Here is a 23,051-nt window from a genome sequence, read left to right as displayed (position 1 = left end):
TCGCCCCGCGCAGAAAAAAAGCCAGAGGACCTTCATCCTCTGGCTTTTCTAATTTAACCAACTTGGGCCAACCGCTTACGCCCTGGTGAACGTCAGCTCACTTCCATCTACCGTGGCTTTGACCGTGTCGCCAGGCACAAACTCTCCTTGCAAGAGTTTCTGTGCCAACGGGTTTTCGATCAACCGCTGAATCGCTCGCTTCAAAGGACGCGCGCCATACACCGGATCGTAACCCACCTCGGCCAGCAACTGCAGAGCCTCGTCACCCAGCTCCAGATTCATATCCTGCTCTTTCAGGCGCTTCGACAGATTCGCAATCTGAATGCTTGCAATACCTTGAATCTGGCTTTCGGCCAACGGATGGAACACCACCACGTCGTCCACACGGTTGATAAACTCAGGCCGGAAGTGTGTGCCGACCACCTCCATAACGGCAGACTTCATGTCCTCGTAGTTCTCTTCACCGGCTTTTTCCTGAATGATGTGAGAGCCCAGGTTCGAGGTCATCACCACCACCGTGTTACGGAAATCCACCGTGCGGCCCTGACTGTCGGTCAGGCGACCGTCATCCAGCACTTGCAACAAGATGTTAAAGACATCCGGGTGCGCCTTCTCCACTTCATCCAGCAACAACACGGAATACGGCCGACGACGAACCGCTTCGGTCAGATAGCCGCCCTCTTCGTAGCCTACGTATCCAGGAGGCGCACCGATTAGTCGAGCCACGGCGTGTTTTTCCATGAACTCGGACATATCAATGCGCACCATGGCGTCTTCGGTATCGAACAGGAACGCTGCCAAGGCTTTACACAGCTCGGTTTTACCGACACCGGTTGGCCCAAGGAACAGGAATGAACCGTTGGGTCGGTTGGGATCCGACAAACCTGCACGGGAACGACGCACGGCGTTAGAAACCGCCTCTACCGCTTCGTTCTGACCAATCACCCGGCCATGCAGCGCCTCTTCCATGCGCATCAGTTTGTCGCGCTCGCCTTCCATCATCTTGGAGACGGGAATGCCGGTCCACTTGGAAACAATCTCGGCAATCTCTTCCTCGGTGACCCGGTTGCGCAGCAGCGTCATTTCCATCATTTCAGCCTGGCTGGCCATATCCAGCTGGCGCTCAAGCTCTGGAATCTTGCCGTACTGCAGCTCCGACATTTTGCCCAGATCGCCACTGCGGCGCGCGTTTTCCAGATCAATTCGGGTCTGCTCCAGCTCGCTTTTGATTTTCTGGGAGCCGTGCAGAGCTGCTTTTTCCGTGTTCCAAACTTCTTCCAGATCCGCGTACTCACGCTCAACATCGCCAATGACAGACGACAACTCTTCCAAACGTTTTTTGGAAGCCGCATCGGTTTCCTTCTTCAGCGCTTCCCGCTCAATTTTGAGCTGAATCAGGCGCCGCTCGAGACGATCCAGTGCTTCCGGTTTGGAATCCATTTCCATTCGAATCTGACTGGCCGCCTCATCAACCAAATCAATGGCTTTATCAGGCAACTGCCGGTCGGTGATGTACCGGTGAGACAATTTAGCCGCGGCAATAATGGCGCCGTCCGTCACCTCCACCCCGTGGTGAACTTCGTAACGCTCCTTTAGACCGCGAAGAATGGCAATGCTGTCTTCTTCGCTCGGCTCACTGACCAACACCTTCTGGAAGCGGCGCTCTAAAGCGGCATCTTTCTCAATATTTTCACGGTATTCGTTCAATGTGGTGGCACCAACACAATGCAACTCGCCTCGCGCCAACGCAGGCTTAAGCATGTTCCCCGCGTCCATCGAACCTTCGGCCTTACCGGCACCCACCATGGTGTGTAGCTCATCGATAAACAGAATAATCTGCCCTTCCTGCTTTGACAGCTCGTTCAAAACTGCCTTCAGACGCTCTTCAAATTCGCCGCGAAACTTGGCTCCGGCGATCAGGGCACCCATGTCCAGCGACAGCACTTTCTTTTCTTTCAGACTATCAGGCACTTCGCCGTTCACGATGCGCTGCGCCAAACCTTCCACTATGGCGGTCTTACCGACACCCGGCTCACCAATCAGCACCGGGTTATTCTTGCGGCGACGCTGCAGTACCTGAATGGTGCGGCGAATCTCATCGTCCCTACCAATCACCGGGTCCAGCTTGCCTGCAACCGCCTGCTCGGTCAGATCGATGGTGTACTTCGACAGCGCCTGACGGTTTTCTTCCGCACCGGGATCGTTCACAGCTTCACCACCTCTCACTTCATCAATGGCTTTTTCCAAAGCCGCTTTATCTACCCCATGCTCGCGCAGAATACGGCCCAGCGAGCCGCGATCTTCAACGGCTGCTAGTAAGATCAGTTCACTGGAAATAAATTGATCGCCACGTTTCTGAGCCAACTTGTCAGATATGTTGAACAGCCGCCCCATGTCGTTCGACATAGACACATCACCGGCGTTGCCCTGCACTTCCGGCAAGGTTTCAATTTCACTGGCAACGGCCTGACGTACCCGACCGGGCTCTACGCCAACCTGCTGCAATAGTGGTTTGACCGAACCACCCTGTTGATCAAGTAAGGCCAGCATCAGATGCACCGGCTCAATAAAGTTGTGGTCCTTTCCGACCGCAATCGACTGAGCGTCTGCAAGAGCGCTCTGTAACTTGCTGGTCAACTTATCGATTCTCATAGCAATTGTTCCCCGAATAGGTACAGCGCGCCAACATTTCCACACATAAGTAAGGACGTGGCATGAGCGGCGTTCGCGATGTCTTGATAACTAATGTAGGGGCTAAAGAAGAGAGTTCAAGGAACCAAAAACAAATAATGTCAGAAAATTGACGCTCGTCATACGAGCCAGACCAACGTTGCCATACGGCCTGTCTGACCATCCCGACGATAGGAATAAAATCGCTCGGGGTCGTCCACGGTGCACCAACCACCACCGGAGATATCGGAAACACCCGCGCGGGACAGGCGCAAACGGGCTAATTCATAGATGTCTGCAACAAAGTGGCCAGAGCGAGCACCTTGTTCGGAGAAGGCGGAGGCCGAGTCGGCCTGCTGTTCTACGAACGCCGCTCGAACCTCCGGGCCGACTTCGAAATTCACTGGCCCAATAGATGGCCCGAACCACGCCGTCAGCTTTGACGGCTCCACCGCCATGGCTTGAATCAGGTTTTCCAGCACACCGCCGCAAAGGCTCCGCCAACCAGCATGAGCAGCACCAACCACCTGGCCATCACGGTCAGCGAGGATCACCGGAAGGCAGTCCGCCGTTAGAATAGCGCAAACCACGCCTTGCTCCCGGGTGAAACTGGCATCGGAATCAGGACAGTCTTTCAGATTATCGCGGGTAAGCTCTACCACCCGCGTGCCGTGAACCTGATTTAGCCAGCCAAGCTGGCTAGTCTCGACACCCATGAACGCTGCCAAACGTTGACGGTTCCGGGCCACATCGGCCGCGTTGTCGCCAACATGCCCACCCAGATTTAAAGATTGCCAAGGCGATTGGCTAACCCCACCCTTCCGGGTCGTGCAGAGCGCACGCACCCGTGCGGAAGCGGTCCAATCAGGCCGGAGCAATTCGTTCTCAGAAATCATTTTCTTCCAGCTCGCGGGCGTGCTTGCGCAATGCCGCTATTAGCTGAACCATATCTTCTGGCAAGTCGACTTCCCAGCTCATGGTTTCACCGGTTTCCGGGTGCTCCAGCGTCAATTTGCGAGCATGCAAAGCTTGACGATTGAAAGCGGCCAACTCGGCTCGCAACTCCTCCGTTGTGCCCTTGGGTAAACGCAGACGCCCTCCATACACCGGGTCACCCACCAGCGGGTGCCGAACGTGAGTCATGTGCACACGGATCTGGTGCGTCCTCCCACTTTCGAGCTTGCACCGCACATGGGTATGGGCGGCAAAACGTTCGATCAAACGGTAGTGGGTTACCGCCGGCTTGCCAGACGACACCACTGCCATACGCTTGCGATCTTGCGGGTGACGACCAATCGGCGCATCCACCGTTGCGCCACCAGTCAACGAACCCACCACTACGGCTTCGTATTCCCGGCCCATGGTGCGTTCCTGAAGCTGGTTTACCAGCGAGGTGTGGGCAATCAGGCTCCTGGCCACCACCATAATACCCGACGTGTCTTTATCCAGTCGGTGCACAATGCCGGCGCGAGGCAGGTTTTCCACCTCCGGTGCGTAATTGAGCAATGCGTTTACCAGGGTGCCATCGGCATGGCCTGCAGCCGGGTGCACCACCAAGCCAGCCGGCTTATTGATAACCAGCAAATGCTCGTCTTCATACACGATGTCGAGCGTGATGGGCTCGGCTTCCCATGTCACCTTCACTTCCGGTTCGGCATCCAGCTCAAGCAGATCGTTGAGCATCACCTTGTCTCTGGGCTTGCAGGTTTTGCCATTGACCGTCAGTACGCCGCTTTTGATCCACGACTGCAAACGGGAGCGGGAGTGCTCGGGCATCAACTCGGCCGCCGCCTGATCGAGTCGTTTATCGCTCAAACCCGGTGGGATTTTGAACTGGCCGGTGATTCTGTTTTCGGAAGACATCAAGCCTCGCTTCGCCACTATGCTTTCAAATTTGAGGACACCGGCTGAAAACCGATGTTACGTTTCGGTCAGATTAGCCGGAGATACTTCTGTTAACACTGCACATGGGCAGTCTTCCCCGTTACAATGGCCAATCCAATCATCAGTCTGACCATTATACGGGATTCCGGCATGAGATCAGTTGTCCGTTTACTGCTACTTTCCACCATCATAGCGCTAGCTGCCGGCTGCGCCTCCAATAAAGACGTGGAAGTGCTACCGGAACAAACCTACTACGAGAACGCCCGCAAGGCCATGAACGCCGGCAACTTCAACGAAGCCGAGCAAAACCTGGACGCCCTCGAAACCTACTATCCGTTCGGTCGCTATGCGGAACAGGCTCAGCTGGACCTGATTTACGCTCGCTACCAAAACCTCGATCTGGAAGGCGCGCGGGCCGCGGCAGATCGCTTTATGCGCCTGAATCCACAAAGCGAGCTACTGGACTACGCGCTTTATATGCGCGGCCTGGCTTCCTACAATCTGGATTTAGGGCTTGCCGCACGCTACTTCCCTATCGACGCTTCCGCACGTAATCCCGGCGAACAGCTTCAGGCGTTCCGTGATTTCTCACAATTGCTGAGCCGCTTCCCTGACAGCCAGTACGCGCCAGATGCCCGCCAGCGCATGATCTCGATTCGCAACCGTATGGCCGAGCTGGAAATACACGCTGCACGCTACTACATCAAGCGAGAAGCCTATGTGGCGGCCAATAACCGCGCACGCTATGTTGTCGAAAACTACCCGTCTTCGCCGGCCGTTGAAGATGCGCTGATCATTCTGGCAGACACCTTCCTGTTCATGGACCTGAGGAAAGGCGCCAGCGATGCCATCGCCACGTTGCGCAAAAACTTCCCGGACAGTGAAGCCTTCGACAGCAACGGCAAGTTCCAAGCAAACCAGTTCGAGCGGCAAAACCGCTCGCTCCTGAACGTTGTCACCTTCGGACTACTGGGCGACGAGTAAGGCGTAAGCCTTACTTGCCTATTTTCCAGCCATTGGTAATCGGATACCGGCGGTCTTTACCAAAGCCACGTTCGGTGATGCGAACACCAATCGGAGCCTGCCGGCGCTTATACTCGTTGATATCCACCAAACGAGTCACCCTCTCTACGTCGGCACGCTCATACCCTTCCGCCACAATCGCTTCAGCGCTGTAATCCCGTTCAACGTATAGATGCAAAATGGCATCGAGCGTGTCGTAGTCGGGCAGACTGTCTTCGTCTTTCTGGTCTGGAGCCAGCTCGGCCGAAGGCGGCCGGGTAATTACCCGCTCCGGAATCACCGGCGCCACGGTGTTTCGATAACGAGACAAACGAAACACCAACGTCTTGGGCACATCTTTAAGTACATCAAAACCGCCGGCCATATCGCCGTACAAGGTGGAATACCCCACCGCCAATTCGCTCTTGTTGCCGGTGGTTAACACCAGTGAACCAAACTTGTTGGACAGCGACATCAGCAACACGCCCCGCAAACGGGCCTGTAGGTTTTCCTCGGTGGTATCCGGCTGCGTGCCTTCAAAGGGCGCTTCCAGGGTTTTCATGAACACGTCGTACATTGGCTCAATGGAAAACACATCGTACTGCACACCCATCGTCGTAGCCTGAGCTTCTGCGTCTTCCAAGCTGGCACTGGAAGTGTAGCGGAACGGCATCATGACAGCCCGTACACGCTCTTTACCGAGTGCATCTACCGCAATCGCCAAGGTCAGCGCCGAATCAATCCCTCCCGATAGCCCAAGCACAACAGACTTAAAGCCGTTTTTGTTCACGTAGTCCCGAACGCCGATTACCAAGGCGTTGTACACATTAGCCTCTAACGAAGGCTCGGGGCACGGCAGTTGCGACACAGGCTGGCAATGGTGCTCGCATAAAAACTCGACCGGGAACAACCCCTCTTTAAACTGCGGTACTTCGGCGGCAAGGGTGCCCGAGTGGTCAACCACCATCGAACCACCGTCAAACACCAACTCGTCTTGCCCGCCCATCAGATTGACGTAAACAATGCTCACGTTGTTATTGGCAGCCTTGCGCTCGAGCAGCGCTTTGCGCCGAGCCTGTTTATCGATGTCGTAGGGTGAAGCGTTCAGGTTCAAAATCAGCTGAGCACCGGCTGCTGCGGCATCTTCGACCGGGCCATCGGCCCAGATATCTTCACACACGGTCAGACCAACCGGCACACCTTTGATGTTTAAAACCTTGGCATTTCGACCTGCCGCGAAATAACGTTTTTCGTCGAACACCTGGTAATTGGGTGGGCACCGCTTGAAATATTTCCCCACCAAGACACCACCTTCGATAACCAGCGCAGCGTTGAAGAGCAAACCACCCGAACGCACTGGCGCGCCAACCACAATCGCCGGCTCCAGCTTTGCTTGCTTCAGCTGTTCCAAAGCATCCGACACACGAATCCCCAAGCTTGGGCGCAGCAAGAGATCTTCCGGCGGGTAGCCGGTTAGACACAGCTCAGGAAAGACCACAATATCGGCCTGATGCTCTTGCCAAGCTTCACGCGCGGCCTGAATAACCCGCTCGGTGTTACCTGGGATATCTCCTACCAGAAAATCCAACTGGGCCATTACCACCCGTAACTTTTTCACTGGGGTCGCGTCCTCGGATACTTTACCGGGTGCCGTCATGCAAAAAGGCTCCTGTAACTTATTGCCGTTAAAAGGCTATTATAACCACGCACCGACGAGGAATTCTCCTGACTGACAACAGATAACTTCCGATATGGCTTCAGACTCCCCTACAAGCACTGCACGCTCGCCTTTCGGGCCTCACGCAAAATACCAGCAAGCCAGATTATTTCGGATCTATAACCATTACCGGCTCGTTATCAGTATCTTGTTGGCCGGCCTGTTGTTTATTGAGCCCTTCATGGCGGAAACCAAGTTTCGCTGGCTCGATACCTACCAAGTCGGTGCGCTGTTGTATTTTGCCGTAAACGGCTTCATTGCTTTGATATTGCTCGCTGGTTTTCATCCCCGCCAGCGGCACATCACCCTATCGGTGCTGGCCGACATTCTGATCATTCACGGTTTATTACTGGCCAGTTCAGGCATCACCAGCGGCTTGGCGAACCTGGTCATTGTGTCTGTAGCCGCGGGCAACATTCTTGCCCCGAACCGTCTCGGTACCTTTTACGCGGCGCTGGCGACCCTCTGTTCACTGGGCATATCCATCTGGGCGACACTGACCCTCCACGCCTCTGCCGACGATATCGTGCGGGCCGGCTCTCTGGGCATTTTGTATTTTGCCGCTGCTTTTGTTTTGCAGGGTATCTCAAAACGGGTTATCCGCAGCGAAGCCCTGGCCACCAGTCGCGCCAAAAGCATTGCCGAGCTTGAGCAAATTAACCAGCAGATTATTCAGCGCATGCGTACCGGTATTTTGGTGTTGGATCGATTTGGCCAGATTCGTTTGGCTAACGCCGCCGCCGAAGAAATGCTGTTTGAAGAAGCCGCCACCAACCCCTATGGCATGCGCCAGGCGCGTACGCTGCCGGCGCCATTGAAAGACGGTCTGGACATCTGGTTGCACGACCACCACGCCAAGATTGAGCCGTTCCAGGCCAACCCAACGTCTCCGCTGTTGCAAGCCAACTTTACTCAGCTGGATCAGGACCGCGGCGATCAGATCCTGGTGTTTATCGAAGACATGAGCAAGGTTACCCAACAGGCCCAGCAGATGAAGCTCGCGTCTTTGGGGCGGCTAACCGCAGGTATCGCCCATGAAATCCGCAACCCGCTAGGGGCCATCAGTCATGCCGCACAACTCATGGAAGAATCACCTCACATAGATCCAGGCGACCAGCAAATGCTCGACATCATTCGGCGCCATTCCAAGCGGGTTAACGGTATTATCGAGAACGTATTGGATCTGTCGCGACGGCGTATGGCCAACACCGAGCTTGTCGATGTGCGTGCGTGGCTGTCGGACTTTTGCAGCGACTTCCAGCAAACCCAAGCCGAAAGCGCACCTGCCACAATCGAGTTACTGATCGAAGGCAAGATTCCCGGTGCGCGCTTCGATACGAGCCAGATTGAACAAGTCATGGTAAACCTGTGCGACAATGGTCTGCGATACAGCGAACAGAATACCGGTGAAAGGAAGATACAATTACTGATCGCTTCAACCGCAGACCGCGAACGGGCTCGCATCGATATCCGGGATTTTGGCGCCGGCATAGCCCCGGAGTACCGCGATTCAGTGTTCGAGCCGTTCTTTACTACGGACAAAAACGGAACCGGGCTAGGACTTTATCTTGCGAGGGAGTTGTGCGAAGCCAATCAGGCGCATCTGTCGCTGGTTGAAGACGACCAACCCGGCTGCCGCTTTCGCATCACCTTCGCTCATCCGGGGCGGATGATTTAAGTAACAACGACCATCGGGCGTTAGCAATTCAACAGGGAACCGGTAACACATCATGAGTAACCAAACCGCGCTGATCGTAGACGACGAACCGGACATCCGCAGTCTCCTGGAAATTACTCTGGGGCGGATGGGCATCACCACCTACACCGCCGCCGACCTGAGCAGCGCGCGCGCCCTTCTGGAAGAACACAAACCCCAGCTGTGCCTGACCGACATGAACCTGCCAGACGGCAACGGCATCGAACTGGTGCAATGGATTCAGCAACACAGCCCCAGCACCCCGGTTGCCGTTATTACCGCCTATGGCAGCATGGATACCGCCATTGAATCACTTAAGGCAGGGGCGTTTGATTTTGTCTCCAAACCGGTTGAACTGCCCCGACTACGTGAGCTGGTGAACAGCGCCCTGAAACTGTCGGAACCCAAGGTTCAGAAAACAACCGAGGCAGATAACCCCGGCCTGCTACTGGGCAATTCCCCGGAACTTCGCAAACTGCGCAACCAAACCCGAAAACTGGCCCGCAGCCAAGCCCCGGTGTTCATCAGCGGGGAATCCGGAAGCGGTAAAGAACTGGTCGCCCGAATGATCCACCTGCAAGGCCCGCGCGCGGAAGCGCCGTTCGTCGCCGTTAACTGCGGTGCGATCCCCTCAGAGCTGATGGAAAGCGAATTCTTCGGGCATAAAAAAGGCAGCTTTACCGGTGCCGTAGAGAATAAAGTCGGCCTGTTCCGAAGTGCTGATGGAGGCACCCTGTTTTTGGACGAAGTGGCCGATTTGCCCCTCGCCATGCAGGTAAAACTACTGCGCGCTATTCAGGAGAAAGCGGTTCGGCCAGTTGGCGATACCAAGGAAATTCCGGTAGACATTCGGGTGCTGAGCGCCACCCACAAGAACCTGCCGGAATTGGTGCTATCCGGAGACTTTCGCCAGGATTTGTTTTACCGCATCAACGTAATCGAGCTGGCCGTACCCGCACTTCGCGAGCGGCGAGACGACATTCCTCTGCTGGCCGAGCATATACTGGAGCGCATTGCCGGAGAGTATGAGTGTGATCCGGCCACCCTAACGTCTGCCGCTATTGACCGGCTGAAAAGCTATGACTTCCCGGGCAATGTGCGTGAGCTTGAGAATATTTTAGAGCGTGCCTTTACGCTGTGTGATGAGGACCGTATTGATGCCGGCGACTTGCATCTTGGTGGCGCAGTGGCGCAAGGCAGCGCCGCACGTGGGCCAGGTAACGGCGGAGGTGAGCTGTCGGATTTAGTACCAGAAGGCGAAATTGACCTGGAAGACTATCTTGAAACCATCGAACGGCAGGCCATTGAGAAGGCGCTTGAAGCAACACGCTGGAATAAGACCGCGGCGGCCAAGAGGTTGGGGATCAGTTTTCGGGCGATGCGGTATCGGTTGAAGAAGTTGGGGATGGAGTGAGCCACTCAAACTCACTCCACGCCAGCACTAGCATTACAGTGGCGGGCAAACACCCTTGAAATCTACACGCTGCATTCGCACCCGGCCACTGATTGAAATAACAAGTTCACGCGCGTTTGGTGCGATACCACGTGCCACACACACCCTCAAGCGGCCCGCACCAAAGGCACCGCTGATGCGCTCAGCGTGGCCTAGTGGCGTATAAACCAGCGCAGACCGAAGCGGCCCATTGCCGCTCATCGACACATTGCGACCGGCGCCAGGAACACGCCCGTGCTCCAAGACGGTTTCGCCAGAGTCGATATCACCGCTATGGTTAGCGTCTCGGAACACAATCCATTGCCCGCTGGACCAGTCGCCGCTGCATCCCGTTGCTGGCTCACCAGCGCATAGAGAGACTGGTTGCCCTCGCATGACCGAGGCCTCTCTGGCAACCATCAGCGCACCTCGCGCAGCGTTTGTCGCCACCGCCAGCTCGTTTCTGGCCATTAGATTGGAAAATGCAGGAATAGCGGTTGCTAGAAGAATAGTGACAACCGCCATGGTTGCCATCAGTTCGATCAACGAGAAACCTGTTGATCGAACATCAGTCAAATAGAAACGATCGGCCCGAGTCCGGGCCTTGCGCTCATCCTTGAGCATAACGAACTCCTTGATGTTTCTGAACAGACTTGGCCCAATTCCTTTGGGAGCCTGCGCGAATGGTTAACTAGCTAACGGTCCCGAAAACGAATCACCAACACTTATCAACACTGCCGCCAGCACCGCGCGTACCCTTCTGATCAAGCGTCAACTTTCCGCATTTAGCGCTATCGTTACTGGCTTGCGCCCCCTGTGGGGTTGCAGTAATGGTATAGGCGGTTCTTGTGAGTGGATTGATTGCATATGTGTAATCAGATCCAGTTTGACCCTGCGTCATGCAATCCAGCACAAGCGGGTTTTTAGCTGCGCCAAGCGGGTTATCATTTCCCGCTAAATCTTCGTCGTACCGCATGTTCGTGGTGTAGAACCGTTCCATATAGCTCGTTTGTTCCACCAAACAGGCTGCAGCGGCTGCCCGCTTGGTTTTGACCACGTGTTGCGTATACGAGGGATAGGCGACCGCTGCGATGATGCCAATTATTGCTACCACGATCATCAATTCGATCAGGGTAAACCCCGACTCGGCGCCGCGAAGCCGCAGCTTCCATTCTGTGGCTATAGGGATGCCCAGCCGCGAGCGAGCAGGATTGGAGTTTTTCTTCAATTTATTCAACTGCATGTAACTCTCCGCTCCTGCGTTAATTGATAATTTCGTGCCAATTTAACCGCTGTGAGCCGCTGGCACCCATAGTCGTTTCCTTGCTCACATCACTTGAATCGAGCGCAGAACCGAACAGTCGGACGTTTCCATTACTCGCTTTCAATGCCGTAAAAACTCCCGACATCCCAACCTTGTAGCGCTCACCGTTATAGTAATAAAGCTTACCACCCAAAGTTACAGAGTCTTTCGAGTCAATGCTCCCGTCACCATCAGCATCCAAGACAGGTTTTCCGGGGTTCGCGCCCGAGAACGGATCTACTATTAACGTGGCCCCCCCCGGTGACGTATCACATGGACTACTAGATTTTGGAATAAGGGTGTTTACAATTAACCTTCCAGCGATCAACTGCGTTTGATAAACAACCCGCTCACCTTCCTTGCCGTTTACAGGCGAAACAAGATCCATATACCAGCCCACATCGCCATCACTGGTCAGATCAGAGAATTCACCATCGCTTGTAACGCGATACACTCCCCCTGTCGTGTTTTTTTCAGCAATAATTTTGCGTTCTTGGAGGTTACTACGAGAATGGGTTTGCTTTGCCTCGGCTAAGCCTGACGGCCCAGTCAGTGCTCGTAAACCATACCAGGTTTGCACCTTAGGACTGCTGTTACGTATATCAGATTTCGTCAAGAATCGACCTGTCCCGAAAAATACCCAGATAGCCCCAGTATCAGGATTTTGAGTAGCGTACATATCCGCGGTAATCGGCTGACGATTACCGTCACTATCCTTGGCCACATAGATCGGCTGACTAACAGCCCCCCCGTTTGGACTCAGCTCGAAACGCCAAACATTGCCCTGCAGATCACCGGCAAAGGCATACTCACTAACTCCATCAGTGTCATCCTTTTGGATAACATAAGGTGCAGACAGCCCATTGGGCGTTATCGTCCCGGCCGGGTAAACTGAAAGATCGCCTGTTTTAAGATCAAATTGCAGCAGAGCAGCTCGCCCATTTTCACTATTAGGCCCGTTACCCAAGTGAGCAACCCATTTTCCAGTACCTTTTTTACCTTGCGTACTTTGCTCAATTAAAGAAATGGTAGGGCGTCCCAAAGCCATACCAATCCACTCATCGTTAGATTTGCCATCCCCTGCGGACCTTTCCCAAAGAATCGCATTTTTTGCCTTTTGGGGGTCGGCAAGGTCTGCGGGGTTAGTGATATCCAAAGCATAGACAGTACGAGACGTACCTCGCCCCGTTGTGCCCACAAGAATGGTCTTCCAGCTTCCGTCAAGGTAAACATTTTGGGTTGTCAATTTACCATCGTTGTAAAACTGATGAGGCACCGGCTGCGTGCCATTAACCGGGTTAAAAACTCCGTACTCAGGATTGGCAAGACGCGCTAATGAGGCATCGCCTGTGCCGCCTAATACCGCTCCAGGAATATAAGCAAAGACTTCTTTCCCTGTATCCGCGTTGAATGCATGTAGCATCCCGTCATTCGCAGCAACATAAGCAATGGGCGTGCGCCCTGCGTTATCAGTTGCGAACTTTTCATAGTCATTGCCGCCGCTCAAACCGTCAAAGTACGTTTCATCAATTACATGCTTGTACAGGTCAGCTTTAGGATCACCGATTACAACTGGAGTGGAGTTAACGATATCCCCCAAAAGAGTCCCGCGTTTACGCAAAACATTTGTAAGTGGCGACACTACGGAGTCTTCATAGCTTTGATCGCCTCGCAGATATTTGACAATGTGCTCCCCCCAACTAGCACCCTTTGGGTCCGAGGGATACAGGTTATCCCCCAGGACCTCTAAGTAATTACCCAATACGCTAGCTTTAAACTCAAGGGCATTTCCGCTGCTGTCTATGGTCCAGATATTACGATCTGCCGCCACCGGAAGCTGTGCGGATGCGCTCCAAGGCGCTACGCTAAACGTATCAGCTGTCTTATCATAACCAACCGACTTAAGCTCTCCGGACCAAGCTCCGGTCATATAACTCGCACTGTACTGTCTCGTACTCGACGTCAAAGTCTCGCCACCACTAAATGACGGTGCTCCGCCCGCACCGGGAGCTGCAGCGATGTCCGCCAATGCCTGTTTAAGCCCATCCGCGAACTGTTTAGGGTCCCTAGCAGAGAAAAACCCACCATGGCCATTAATAGCTGCATGTAGCATATCGCTAACATTCTCAATTTTACCTTGACCCGAATTGCGTCCCGGAGTTGGCCAGCCTTTCCAGCCACTAACAGCACTAGAAGCACCGTTTCGCGCCCAGTCAAAGAGCTCCGAGGGGGTCGCCCCTAATCCACTCACACTAAGGCCAAGGCCCACAGTGAAGGTAGTCATATGCTGCCAAGTGGCAGGATCGGTCGGTGTTGGCGGAACCTGATTCCTCTGACCATCAGAGCTTCCATCACGCAAATCCGTTTTCCAATAGTAATTCGCCACATCTGCTAACGTTGCTTCATCGCCGTCAGCAGCTCCTCCTACGAAGGGCGCAACAGGCTCGTAATTGCTCGACTTCGTATTGTCCGCCCCCTTGAGCGATGCAGAAGGCTCAGACCCGCTCCAGTAACCATCAGACACCAAGATAGAATAAGAGGCGCGACAGGAATACTCCACCGCGCGGCCATTCGGATCCGTATCGAGCCAAGGTTGTTGAGTCTTATAATACTCCCCCGCTGTTTCCAAGGCTCGACGCAGTGGCGTTCCGCCGTTGGCCCCCACTCCTTCAAGCCAATCCCAAAAACGCTGCTTTTGAGTTCCGGCACTTCCATCACCGAACGGTTCAACCTGCTTAATCTTCATGTGCTTGGAGTACTGACCTGTTCCCAGATTATTGGAACTGGAGTTGTTGAGCGACCCGAAACCAAAACGATAAGCCGGATCCAAACTAAAAAAGGCCGTCATAATGCCGCTTTTTGCAGATAGTGCTCGGGTACGGTAGTAGCTGTAATAGTTGGCAACGTTCTGCCCATAAGTTGTCTGTTGTCCGTCCAAAATCAATGGGTCGCTGGCGTGATGGCAATTGGTCCAAGCGCGACAACTTTCATCATCTTCTACCACTCGGTGCTTATCACTTCCATCATAAAAAACGAATGAACGAGGGCTCTCAAATTCACACTCTCCATCGTCCCAGTCACCTCCAGCGCGACGACACGCCTTTTTTCTGCGATAAGAGTTGTCAACATAACTCTGGCTAGCATCGGAATAACTTGAATCGTTAAGGATGTTAATTGTAGCAGTCGAAGCAAAGGGGTCGCTGTAGCCACTTGGAAATACTGAACTTCCATACCATGAGCCATCAGCCTTTGGTGGAACAGTGTACAGGGTCTCAGGGTTGTAATACTGGCGATTACGACTTGGCTTCCGGAAATTATCACCCGACCTTGGTGCGTCATCCGGAAGATAAGACCGCCTCATCGATCCAGAGTCATCGTGCAAAAGCACAATATTAGGCGGCAGCGGTTCACTCACAACTAGAGGACTTTGGTCAACATCAACACTATCAACAGCCGCCTGGGCGCTTAGCAGCGGCAGCATGATCAGCATGATCAGCATTGCTGGATGCCATTTGCGCCACGCTAAGCGATGCTCGTCAAGGCCAAAGGCAGGCCGCTTATTGCCAGGTCTGTGATAACTTTCCTGCTTGGTTTTTATCATGCTCATAACGGACATCTCCTACATCCGGTAGGTCGCTTGAAGGACGACCTGCGCGCGTTCAGCGTTTATCGCCGCAGAGGGATCTAAAGCCCGCGCGGTGATGCGGTAACAAGTACCTTGATTGGTGAGCTGGGTGCCCCCTGGGCCCCCTTCGTTCTGGTCAGTCGTCCCGGTATACCCCGTTCCTGCCCCAGTGGATGAACAGTCCCCAAGTAGTTGCACAACAAACTGCGGAGGGTTGGCCGAATCGATGGCAGTAAATTCAGTCTGCGCCGTTCCAGTCGGAACTGATTGCCATAAGCTATTCGTAATCTGTCCGCTGGGATTAGAAACACAGCTTTTATCGCTGCAATCCAGCTCCGCCGAATTTGCTGCTATTCGAGCTTCCCATACCTGTCGATTACCGGTAAATGCTCGTGCTCCCATGATCAATGCGGCTTCTGCCGCCTGAAACCCCGTTTCGCGATCATAGGCCCCACCTGCCATTCGCTCCTGCAGTATTGTGCCGCGCATTCCGGCAAGACCGACAAGAGTGACAACAACCAGCAGCACCAGAGACACCATAAGGGCCATGCCTTGCTGTTGGTGCAGGCTGCTCATCTTCACGGTTTGTTTCCTTCGTTCGGATTTCATATTTGACCGCTCAAATTTTAATTAACATTCAGCCGGTTACGAAGTGCCACTGTCGAGGTAAATACCCGCTGAAGTGGCTGATTGTCGGTACCCGCTGCCGCGCCCGGCTGGGTGCCACCGCTCTGCACCGTAAGCGCAAACCGAACGGCATCAACGTTTTCCCAGTTACCCACGTTGGCGGCCGTAACAAAAGCATTTCCACCTTGTTCATGGTATCTCACCGTCATACCCCAAACTCCCCGCACCATTTCCGCCGCAGCAGACGTTGTGCTTTGACCACGACCGAAACGAAACAACGACCGCCCTCCTGCATCATTGGCCCCGATGTACCAAATGTAGTTGGTCGGCAGTGCAAGGTACGACGTTGGGCTAAACGTGTTGCAGGAACCGCCTGCAGGCACTTGGGGTACCGGGTGGTTCAAGCACTTTGTTTGATTCCCAGGTTTTTCGGAATTTCCCTTGTTGTGTACCAACGTTTCCTTTGAATTGAAATTTGTTACCTGAAACATAGTGGCCTTGTCGACATCACAGAGCATCAGAACATCGCCCTTGTCGATCGCCGTTGTTTTATTTTGGAGTTTAACGCTCGCCTGCGGCCCGTCCATCGAGTCGATTGCCAACCCCGTGTTCCTTGCGCTCGCCAAACGAATCGCTCCAGCTGCAACAGGTTGCCCTGCGCCGCTTGAGGGAAGCCCAGCAACCGTTGTTGCATCGTCCCACCCTTGGATAGGTGTATTGTTATCAAGCATCGGATCGCCAGTTGCATTGAGCACACTATCAACGTTAGCAGTACCACAAGGGTTAGCGCCTGCAGCCCTAATCTCCCTTGCCAAAAACTCAAATGAAGTACGAGCGCCCTCCTGCACTTCACCCAATGCCACGTTACTGCGATAGGCGTTCTGGTTAGCCAAAAATACGCTGCCAACACCTGCAACAACGAGCAAACCGAGCACAAGAGCGATCATTAACTCGACCAGAGTAAAGCCGGCAACTGCTCGTGAGTGAACCGAAATCTGACTGTAGGATTTGCTCGTCATCATAGTTTCGCTCGCGTGATCATGGTTTGGCCGGCGACACCGCCAGTTGCCCGCTCGTCGTTAAAAGTGATGGTTATGATGAAATTATCACCTCCCGCATTCTCAATCTCGCCTTTGGTCCCCGGCCCCATCAAACTACCGAGATCATCACACCATTGATTCTGATTCGCTTTGGTCAGTGCACCACCCTTCGTTGCTACAGAGCAATCACCAGGCCCCGTCCAATCCGATGGGACTGTCACGCTTAACTCATCATAATTACCCGCCCGAACGCCCGCTAAATCAATCCTCATGGCATCAACGATCGAATAACTCGCAATCGTTCCTATACTGCGCACCATCGCACTGTTGTTGTTACTGAGGGCTTTCGACTGAAGTGCCGCCATGCCCAAAAATCCAATCGACAGCACCAGAACGGCAATCAACACTTCGATCAGACCAACCCCTGCCTGACCGTTCCGAAAACCTGATCGATGGGTTTTTACTCGTTTACTAGGCACAAGCAGTACGCCGTTTTGACGGACATCTTTCATAAACCAGCTCATTTGCAATCTACTCGCGTTGAGGTTGCGACCTGCACGGTGCTACCGGCGATTAGCGCAACACTACGAACGTTATCGGCCGATAGTGCGGAATTACACAACACCACTACGGAGGGATCCCCGGAAGCCGTGTTGTAGGGGGTTAAAACATTCTCGCCAAGATAACCCAAACCATCTCCCCGGAAGCGAACGATTGTGGACGAAAGAATTTGCAAAGGCTGCTCAATCGAAGCGGCCAGTGCGGGGTGCAGCGTCTCGGCAGCCCCGCCTCCTCGAGGTAAGTAGCGGACCTCCCCGGCGAGAGCGGCGGTACAATTTGAGCCGATCCCGCTGCTTGGCGCATTATCTTCACCGCACAACGCCACGGATTGGTTGCGCTTCACGGCTTCAGCACGCGCTGCGTTGATTGCTGCAACCCACGCATTGGTCGTCGTAATTAACTCGTTTCGGGCAAGCGTATCCCGAAAACTCGGAATAGCAACGGTTACCAATATCACCGCCACCGCCAAAGTAATCATCAACTCAACCAACGTAAAACCGCTGTCGCTCCGGACACGCATAAAGCAAACCTCTTATTATCTCAATTTCAGCTTACGAAACTCTGTAAAGAACACCTACCACTAAACGACAAACGGTGAAAAACCGGGCGTGAGCGGTAGCCAGACAACAAAAAAGCGTGATCGAAATCACGCTTTTTTGTTGTCTGGACAGATCGAGGATCTTGTTAGCCACTAATGGCGCTACCCCACATTCACCGCATCAATCCGCAACTCCTTAGGCATAGAAAACACAATATTCTCCTCCCGCCCTGCAACTTCCTGCGGCTCTTCCCCACCTAATTCCTTCAAGCGGTTAATCACATCGGCCACAAGCACTTCAGGAGCAGAGGCACCGGCAGTCACACCCACTGCTTTTTTACCTTCCAGCCACTGCTTGTCGATTTGAGAAGCTTCATCAATCAGAAAAGCCGGGGTCCCCATACGCTCCGCCAGCTCGCGCAGGCGGTTGGAGTTGGAGCTGTTCGGGGAGCCCACTACCAGCATCAGGTCGCAGTCGCCGGCCAATTGCTTTACCGCATCCTGGCGGTTTTGGGTGGCGTAGCAAATGTCGTCTTTGCGCGGGCCTTCGATCTTCGGAAATTTGGCGCGCAGTGCGTCGATCACTCGGGCGGTGTCGTCCATGGAGAGCGTAGTTTGAGTCACGTAGGCGAGGCGCTCGGGATCTTTCACTTCCAGCTTTTCAACGTCGCTTTCGTCTTCAACCAAGTAGATGTTGCCGCCGTTGCTATGGTCGTACTGGCCCATGGTGCCTTCGACTTCCGGGTGGCCATGGTGGCCGATGAGGATGCATTCACGGCCGTCGCGGCTGTTGCGCATGACTTCCATGTGCACTTTGGTGACTAGCGGGCAAGTGGCGTCGAAAACCTTCAAGCCACGGCGAGCGGCTTCGTTTTGAACAGCCTGAGATACGCCGTGAGCGCTGAAGATCACTAAGGTGTCGTCAGGCACTTCGTGCAGTTCGTCAACAAATACGGCGCCCCGATTGCGCAGGTTATCCACCACAAACTTGTTGTGGACGACTTCGTGGCGCACGTAGATGGGCGCACCGAATACGTCGAGCGCGCGGTTTACGATTTCTATCGCACGGTCTACACCGGCGCAGAAGCCACGGGGGTTTGCTAATCGGATTTGCATATCTTCGCCCTTCAGTGTGTTTGCCCAGCGGGCTCCACATCGATGATCTGTACTTCAAAGCTCAGTGTACGCCCTGCCAGCGGGTGGTTGAAGTCGACTTCCACTTCATCGCCTTCCACTCGGCTGATCACGCCGGGCAGTTCTTGCTGCCGGGCATCGGCGAACGAAATCACCACACCCTTTTCCAAGACCATATCGGCGCTGAATTCGTGGCGCTTGAAGGTCTGGAGGTTGCTCGGGTTGTGCTGGCCGAAGGCTTTTTCCGGTGGCACCTCGAAGGTTTTGTGGTCCCCGGCTTTCAGGCCCATCAGATAGGCTTCGAAATTCTCTGGCAGATTTTCATCGCCTATTTCCAGCGTAGCCGGTTCTTTGCCGAAGGTGGCATCCACGGTTTCGCCATCCTCAAACTTGAGAGCGAAATGCAGGGTTACCCGGGTACCTTTGTCGATTGGCAGATCGTTCATCGGATCAATTACTCCTGTCGGCATCCCCGCTGTCTTCAGCGGGTTTGCGGAATGCATCAAGTACCATCATGGCAGCGCCGATGGTGATAGCAGTGTCGGCCAGATTGAAGGCAGGGAAATGCCAGTCCTGCCAGTAAAAGTGCAGAAAATCGACCACGTAACCATGAACTACACGGTCGTACACGTTACCGAGCGCACCGCCCAAGATCAGCACGATGGCGATGGCGGTCCAGGTTTCGTTAGCTTTAAGTTTTTTCAGCCAACCGGTCAGAACCACACTGACAACCAAGGCCAAGGTGACGAAAAACCAACGCTGCCAACCGGCGGCCTCGGCCAGAAAACTGAAGGCCGCGCCGGTATTGTGCAGCAAGGTCAGGTTAAAGCTGGGGATCACCGGAACCGGATTGCCGTAGGTCAACATGGCGGTGGCCATGTACTTGGTACCCAGGTCCACCGCGATCACCAGAACGGCCAGCCATAACCACTTCAGCTTGCTGCCTTCTCGCTCATCAACCATTGCAGCGTCCATCAGGCGTAGGCACGGGTTTCGCCCGGGCCTTCCACATTGCTGACACAACGGCCGCACAGATCCGCGTGATTTTCGTTCTGACCAACATCCTCACGGTGGTGCCAGCAGCGCTCACACTTGGCGTGAGCAGCCGGAGTCACCTTCACCAACAAGCCTTCAAGGCTGGTCTGCTCTGCACCGTCCGCTTCGCTGACCGGCTTAACCGTAGCTTCGGAGGTAATCAGTACGAAACGCAGCTCTTCACCGAGGAAGTTCAGGCGCTCGGCCAAACTGCCTTCGCAGTACAAGGTGACTTCGGCACTCAAGGAGCCTTTGATGTCACCACGGGCACGAACGTCTTCGAGGCATTTGTTGACCGCCTCTTTCACGCTGTAGATTTCACGCCAGTAATCGCGGCCCAGTTCTGCGTCTTCAGGCAGTGCGGTCAGGCCTTCGTACCAGGTTTCGTAGAACACGGTTTCGCCACGCTTTCCGGGCAGATGCTGCCAGATCTCGTCAGCGGTAAAGCTGAGGATCGGCGCAATCCAGCGCACCAGCGCTTCTGCCACATGATACAGCGCGGTCTGGCAGGAACGTCGAGCCAAGCTATCAGCCTGAGTGGTGTACTGGCGATCTTTGATGATATCCAGATAGAAACCACCCAGCGTCGCTTCACAGAAGTTGTACACTTTCTGGTAAATGCGCAGGAAGGCGTAGTTTTCATAGTCTTCTTGCAGCTCGTTCTGCAGCTGCAGAGCACGATCGACCATCCAACGGTCCAGAGCGATCATATCTTCCGGCGCCACCATGTGCTGCTCCGGCTCAAAACCGTTCAGGTTGCTGAGCAGGAAACGGGCGGTGTTCCGGATACGACGGTAACCGTCTGCAGTCTGGCGCAGGATATCTTTGGAAACGGACATCTCGCCGCTGTAATCGGTGGCAGACACCCACAAGCGCAGGATGTCGGCACCCAGCTCATTCATCACTTCCTGAGGCGCAATCACGTTGCCCATGGATTTGGACATCTTGTAGCCTTTGGCATCCACGGTGAAGCCGTGGGTCAGCACCTGCTTGTAGGGCGCTACACCATTCATGGCGATGGAAGTCTTCAGTGACGACTGGAACCAACCGCGGTGCTGGTCAGAGCCTTCCAGGTAAAGGTCCGCAGGGAACTGCCCTAGTTCTTCCCGTGCACGCAGCACGGATTCGTGGGTGACACCGGAATCGAACCAAACGTCCAAAGTGTCGAGCACCTTGTCGTACTGGTCTGCATCGTCACCCAGCAATTCGTTTTGATCGATGTCGTACCAAGCGTCGATACCATCGGTCTCAACCGCTTGCGCCACTTTTTCGATCAGCTCCTGGGTGTTCGGGTGCAGGTCCTGAGTCTCCTTGTGGATAAACAAGGTGATCGGCACACCCCAGGTGCGCTGACGAGAGATACACCAATCCGGGCTCTGCTGGAACATAGCCTCAATACGGTTCTGGCCCCAGCTCGGCACCCAGCGGATGCCTTTGATGGCTTCCAGCGCATCGTCACGTAGGTTGAGCTTGTCCATGCTGATAAACCATTGCGGCGTTGCACGGTAGATCAGCGGGGTTTTGGTGCGCCAGCAGTGCGGGTAGCTGTGGCGGAATTTCTCAGCACGCACCAGCTTGCCTTCGCGTTCCAGCGCGGCACTGACCGGCTCGTCGGCTTTGTACACGTGAATACCAGCGAATTCGCCTGCTGCATCGGTATAGGTGCCGTCTGCTTTGACCAGATTGATGGTGTCAATGCCGTAGGCTTTGCCCACTTCAAAGTCTTCCATACCGTGGTCTGGAGCAGTGTGAACCGCACCGGTACCGGCATCCAGCGATACGTGATCGCCCAGAAGTACAGGCACTTGCTTGTCGTAGATCGGGTGCTGCAGCAGTTGGTTTTCGAGTGCGGAGCCGGTGACGTTGGCCAACACGCGGAAATCTTCTACGCCCCAGCGAGCCATGATGCCTGCAACCATATCGGTAGCCAGAATCATCCGCTCCGGGCCGTTGCCGGTGTCTACCTGCACCAAGGCGTATTCCAGATCAGCGCCTAGAGAAACAGCTTGGTTGGCAGGAATGGTCCACGGCGTGGTGGTCCAGATAACCACTGAAACGTCACCTTCACCTTCATCGGTACCGAACAACTTGAGCACGCCAGCCTGATCCACGGCGGTAAAACGCACGTCAATCTGGGTAGAAGTTTTGTCCTGATACTCAACCTCGGCTTCTGCCAGTGCGGACTGACCAACCACACTCCAGTAAACCGGTTTGAAGCCACGAACCAGATGACCTTTGGCCACGATCTTGCCGAGCGCGCGAACAATACCCGCTTCTACTTTCGGGTCCATGGTCAGGTAGGGTTTGTCCCACTCACCCATCACACCCAAACGGATGAAGTCGGCTTTCTGGCCGTCGATCTGCTTCGCCGCGTAGTCGCGACAGGCCTGGCGGAAGGTTTTGTAATCCACTTTCACGCCGGCTTTGCCGATTTCCTGCTCAACCTTGTGCTCAATAGGCAGACCGTGACAATCCCAGCCCGGCACGTAGGGCGCGTCGTATCCCATGAAGCTACGGGATTTAACGATCATGTCCTTCAGAATTTTGTTGACCGCATGCCCGATATGAATGCTGCCGTTCGCATAAGGAGGGCCATCGTGCAGGATGAACTTTTCCCGGCCTTCGCGCTGCTTGCGCAGGTTGCCGTAAACGTCGAGATCCTGCCAGCGTTTGAGCATATCCGGCTCACGCTTGGCCAGGTTACCGCGCATCGGAAAGGCGGTTTCCGGCAGATTCAGGGTATGCTTGTAGTCGCTCATGTTTGTGTGCGCACTCTCTGGTTGGTCA

18 protein-coding genes are annotated in these 23,051 nt (G+C 54.4%); 3 read left to right on the top strand and 15 right to left on the bottom strand.

Going from position 1 to position 23,051, the window contains the following annotated elements:
• Positions 1-75: 75 nt before the first annotated feature.
• From clpB to rluD, 3 genes are all read right to left on the bottom strand, one after another.
• Positions 76-2,652: an ATP-dependent chaperone ClpB gene (clpB, locus tag DOQ08_RS15620; RefSeq protein ID WP_114335915.1), complete on the bottom strand. Its 2,577-nt coding sequence runs from the start codon at positions 2,650-2,652 to the stop codon at positions 76-78.
• 158 nt (positions 2,653-2,810) lie between these two features.
• Positions 2,811-3,566, bottom strand: coding sequence for a peptidoglycan editing factor PgeF (pgeF, locus tag DOQ08_RS15615; RefSeq protein ID WP_114335914.1), 756 nt, complete (start codon positions 3,564-3,566; stop codon positions 2,811-2,813).
• On the bottom strand, positions 3,556-4,533 hold the full coding sequence (rluD, locus tag DOQ08_RS15610) for a 23S rRNA pseudouridine(1911/1915/1917) synthase RluD (protein WP_114335913.1): 978 nt from the start codon (positions 4,531-4,533) through the stop codon (positions 3,556-3,558). The genes pgeF and rluD overlap by 11 nt, the downstream gene beginning before the upstream one ends.
• Before the next feature lie 171 nt (positions 4,534-4,704).
• On the opposite strand from rluD, the gene DOQ08_RS15605 reads away from it, so the two are divergent.
• A complete protein-coding gene (locus DOQ08_RS15605; protein WP_114335912.1) occupies positions 4,705-5,538 on the top strand; it encodes an outer membrane protein assembly factor BamD in 834 nt (277 codons plus the stop codon).
• Positions 5,539-5,548: 10 nt separating this feature from the next.
• Here the strand turns inward: DOQ08_RS15605 and DOQ08_RS15600 are convergent, their stop codons facing one another.
• Positions 5,549-7,213, bottom strand: a complete 1,665-nt coding sequence (locus DOQ08_RS15600; RefSeq protein WP_114335911.1) for an NAD+ synthase — start codon at positions 7,211-7,213, stop codon at positions 5,549-5,551.
• 94 nt (positions 7,214-7,307) lie between these two features.
• On the opposite strand from DOQ08_RS15600, the gene DOQ08_RS15595 reads away from it, so the two are divergent.
• A complete protein-coding gene (locus tag DOQ08_RS15595) occupies positions 7,308-8,951 on the top strand; it encodes a sensor histidine kinase (RefSeq protein ID WP_114335910.1) in 1,644 nt (547 codons plus the stop codon).
• A gap of 52 nt (positions 8,952-9,003) precedes the next feature.
• Positions 9,004-10,383 (top strand): sigma-54-dependent transcriptional regulator, encoded by a 1,380-nt coding sequence (locus DOQ08_RS15590; protein WP_114335909.1) that lies wholly within the window; start codon positions 9,004-9,006, stop codon positions 10,381-10,383.
• A 33-nt stretch (positions 10,384-10,416) separates the two neighbouring features.
• Here the strand turns inward: DOQ08_RS15590 and DOQ08_RS15585 are convergent, their stop codons facing one another.
• The 11 genes from DOQ08_RS15585 to ileS all read right to left on the bottom strand — a co-directional run bounded on the left by DOQ08_RS15585 (position 10,417) and on the right by ileS (position 23,023).
• Complete coding sequence (locus tag DOQ08_RS15585; protein WP_114335908.1) at positions 10,417-11,025, bottom strand: GspH/FimT family pseudopilin; 609 nt, start codon at positions 11,023-11,025, stop codon at positions 10,417-10,419.
• Positions 11,026-11,116: 91 nt separating this feature from the next.
• On the bottom strand, positions 11,117-11,644 hold the full coding sequence (locus DOQ08_RS15580) for a type IV pilin protein (RefSeq protein ID WP_114335907.1): 528 nt from the start codon (positions 11,642-11,644) through the stop codon (positions 11,117-11,119).
• 19 nt (positions 11,645-11,663) lie between these two features.
• Complete coding sequence (locus DOQ08_RS15575; RefSeq protein WP_165823680.1) at positions 11,664-15,311, bottom strand: pilus assembly protein; 3,648 nt, start codon at positions 15,309-15,311, stop codon at positions 11,664-11,666.
• 12 nt (positions 15,312-15,323) lie between these two features.
• Positions 15,324-15,938 carry a pilus assembly PilX family protein gene (locus DOQ08_RS15570; RefSeq protein WP_114335905.1) on the bottom strand — a complete coding sequence of 205 codons (615 nt, stop codon included), beginning with the start codon at positions 15,936-15,938 and terminating at the stop codon, positions 15,324-15,326.
• A 17-nt stretch (positions 15,939-15,955) separates the two neighbouring features.
• Positions 15,956-16,975: a PilW family protein gene (locus DOQ08_RS15565; RefSeq protein ID WP_227537718.1), complete on the bottom strand. Its 1,020-nt coding sequence runs from the start codon at positions 16,973-16,975 to the stop codon at positions 15,956-15,958.
• Positions 16,975-17,508: a type IV pilus modification protein PilV gene (gene pilV, locus DOQ08_RS15560; protein WP_114335929.1), complete on the bottom strand. Its 534-nt coding sequence runs from the start codon at positions 17,506-17,508 to the stop codon at positions 16,975-16,977. Before pilV ends, DOQ08_RS15565 begins: the two co-directional genes overlap by 1 nt.
• Positions 17,509-17,516: 8 nt before the next feature.
• Positions 17,517-18,077, bottom strand: a complete 561-nt coding sequence (locus DOQ08_RS15555; protein ID WP_114335928.1) for a pilus assembly FimT family protein — start codon at positions 18,075-18,077, stop codon at positions 17,517-17,519.
• Between the two features lie 180 nt (positions 18,078-18,257).
• The gene (gene ispH, locus DOQ08_RS15550) at positions 18,258-19,211 is read right to left on the bottom strand and encodes a 4-hydroxy-3-methylbut-2-enyl diphosphate reductase (protein ID WP_114335903.1); all 954 of its coding nucleotides are present in this window, start codon (positions 19,209-19,211) and stop codon (positions 18,258-18,260) included.
• Between the two features lie 11 nt (positions 19,212-19,222).
• Positions 19,223-19,675 carry an FKBP-type peptidyl-prolyl cis-trans isomerase gene (gene fkpB, locus DOQ08_RS15545; protein ID WP_114335902.1) on the bottom strand — a complete coding sequence of 151 codons (453 nt, stop codon included), beginning with the start codon at positions 19,673-19,675 and terminating at the stop codon, positions 19,223-19,225.
• Between the two features lie 4 nt (positions 19,676-19,679).
• A complete protein-coding gene (lspA, locus tag DOQ08_RS15540) occupies positions 19,680-20,204 on the bottom strand; it encodes a signal peptidase II (protein WP_114335901.1) in 525 nt (174 codons plus the stop codon).
• Positions 20,204-23,023 carry an isoleucine--tRNA ligase gene (gene ileS, locus DOQ08_RS15535; protein ID WP_114335900.1) on the bottom strand — a complete coding sequence of 940 codons (2,820 nt, stop codon included), beginning with the start codon at positions 23,021-23,023 and terminating at the stop codon, positions 20,204-20,206. The genes lspA and ileS overlap by 1 nt, the downstream gene beginning before the upstream one ends.
• Between the last annotated feature and the right edge of the window lie 28 nt (positions 23,024-23,051).

It is taken from the genome of Marinobacter litoralis (assembly GCF_003336705.1).
Lineage (GTDB): Bacteria > Pseudomonadota > Gammaproteobacteria > Pseudomonadales > Oleiphilaceae > Marinobacter > Marinobacter litoralis.
Note: the sequence above shows the minus strand (reverse complement) of the source record. Positions and strands in the feature narration are given on the sequence as shown.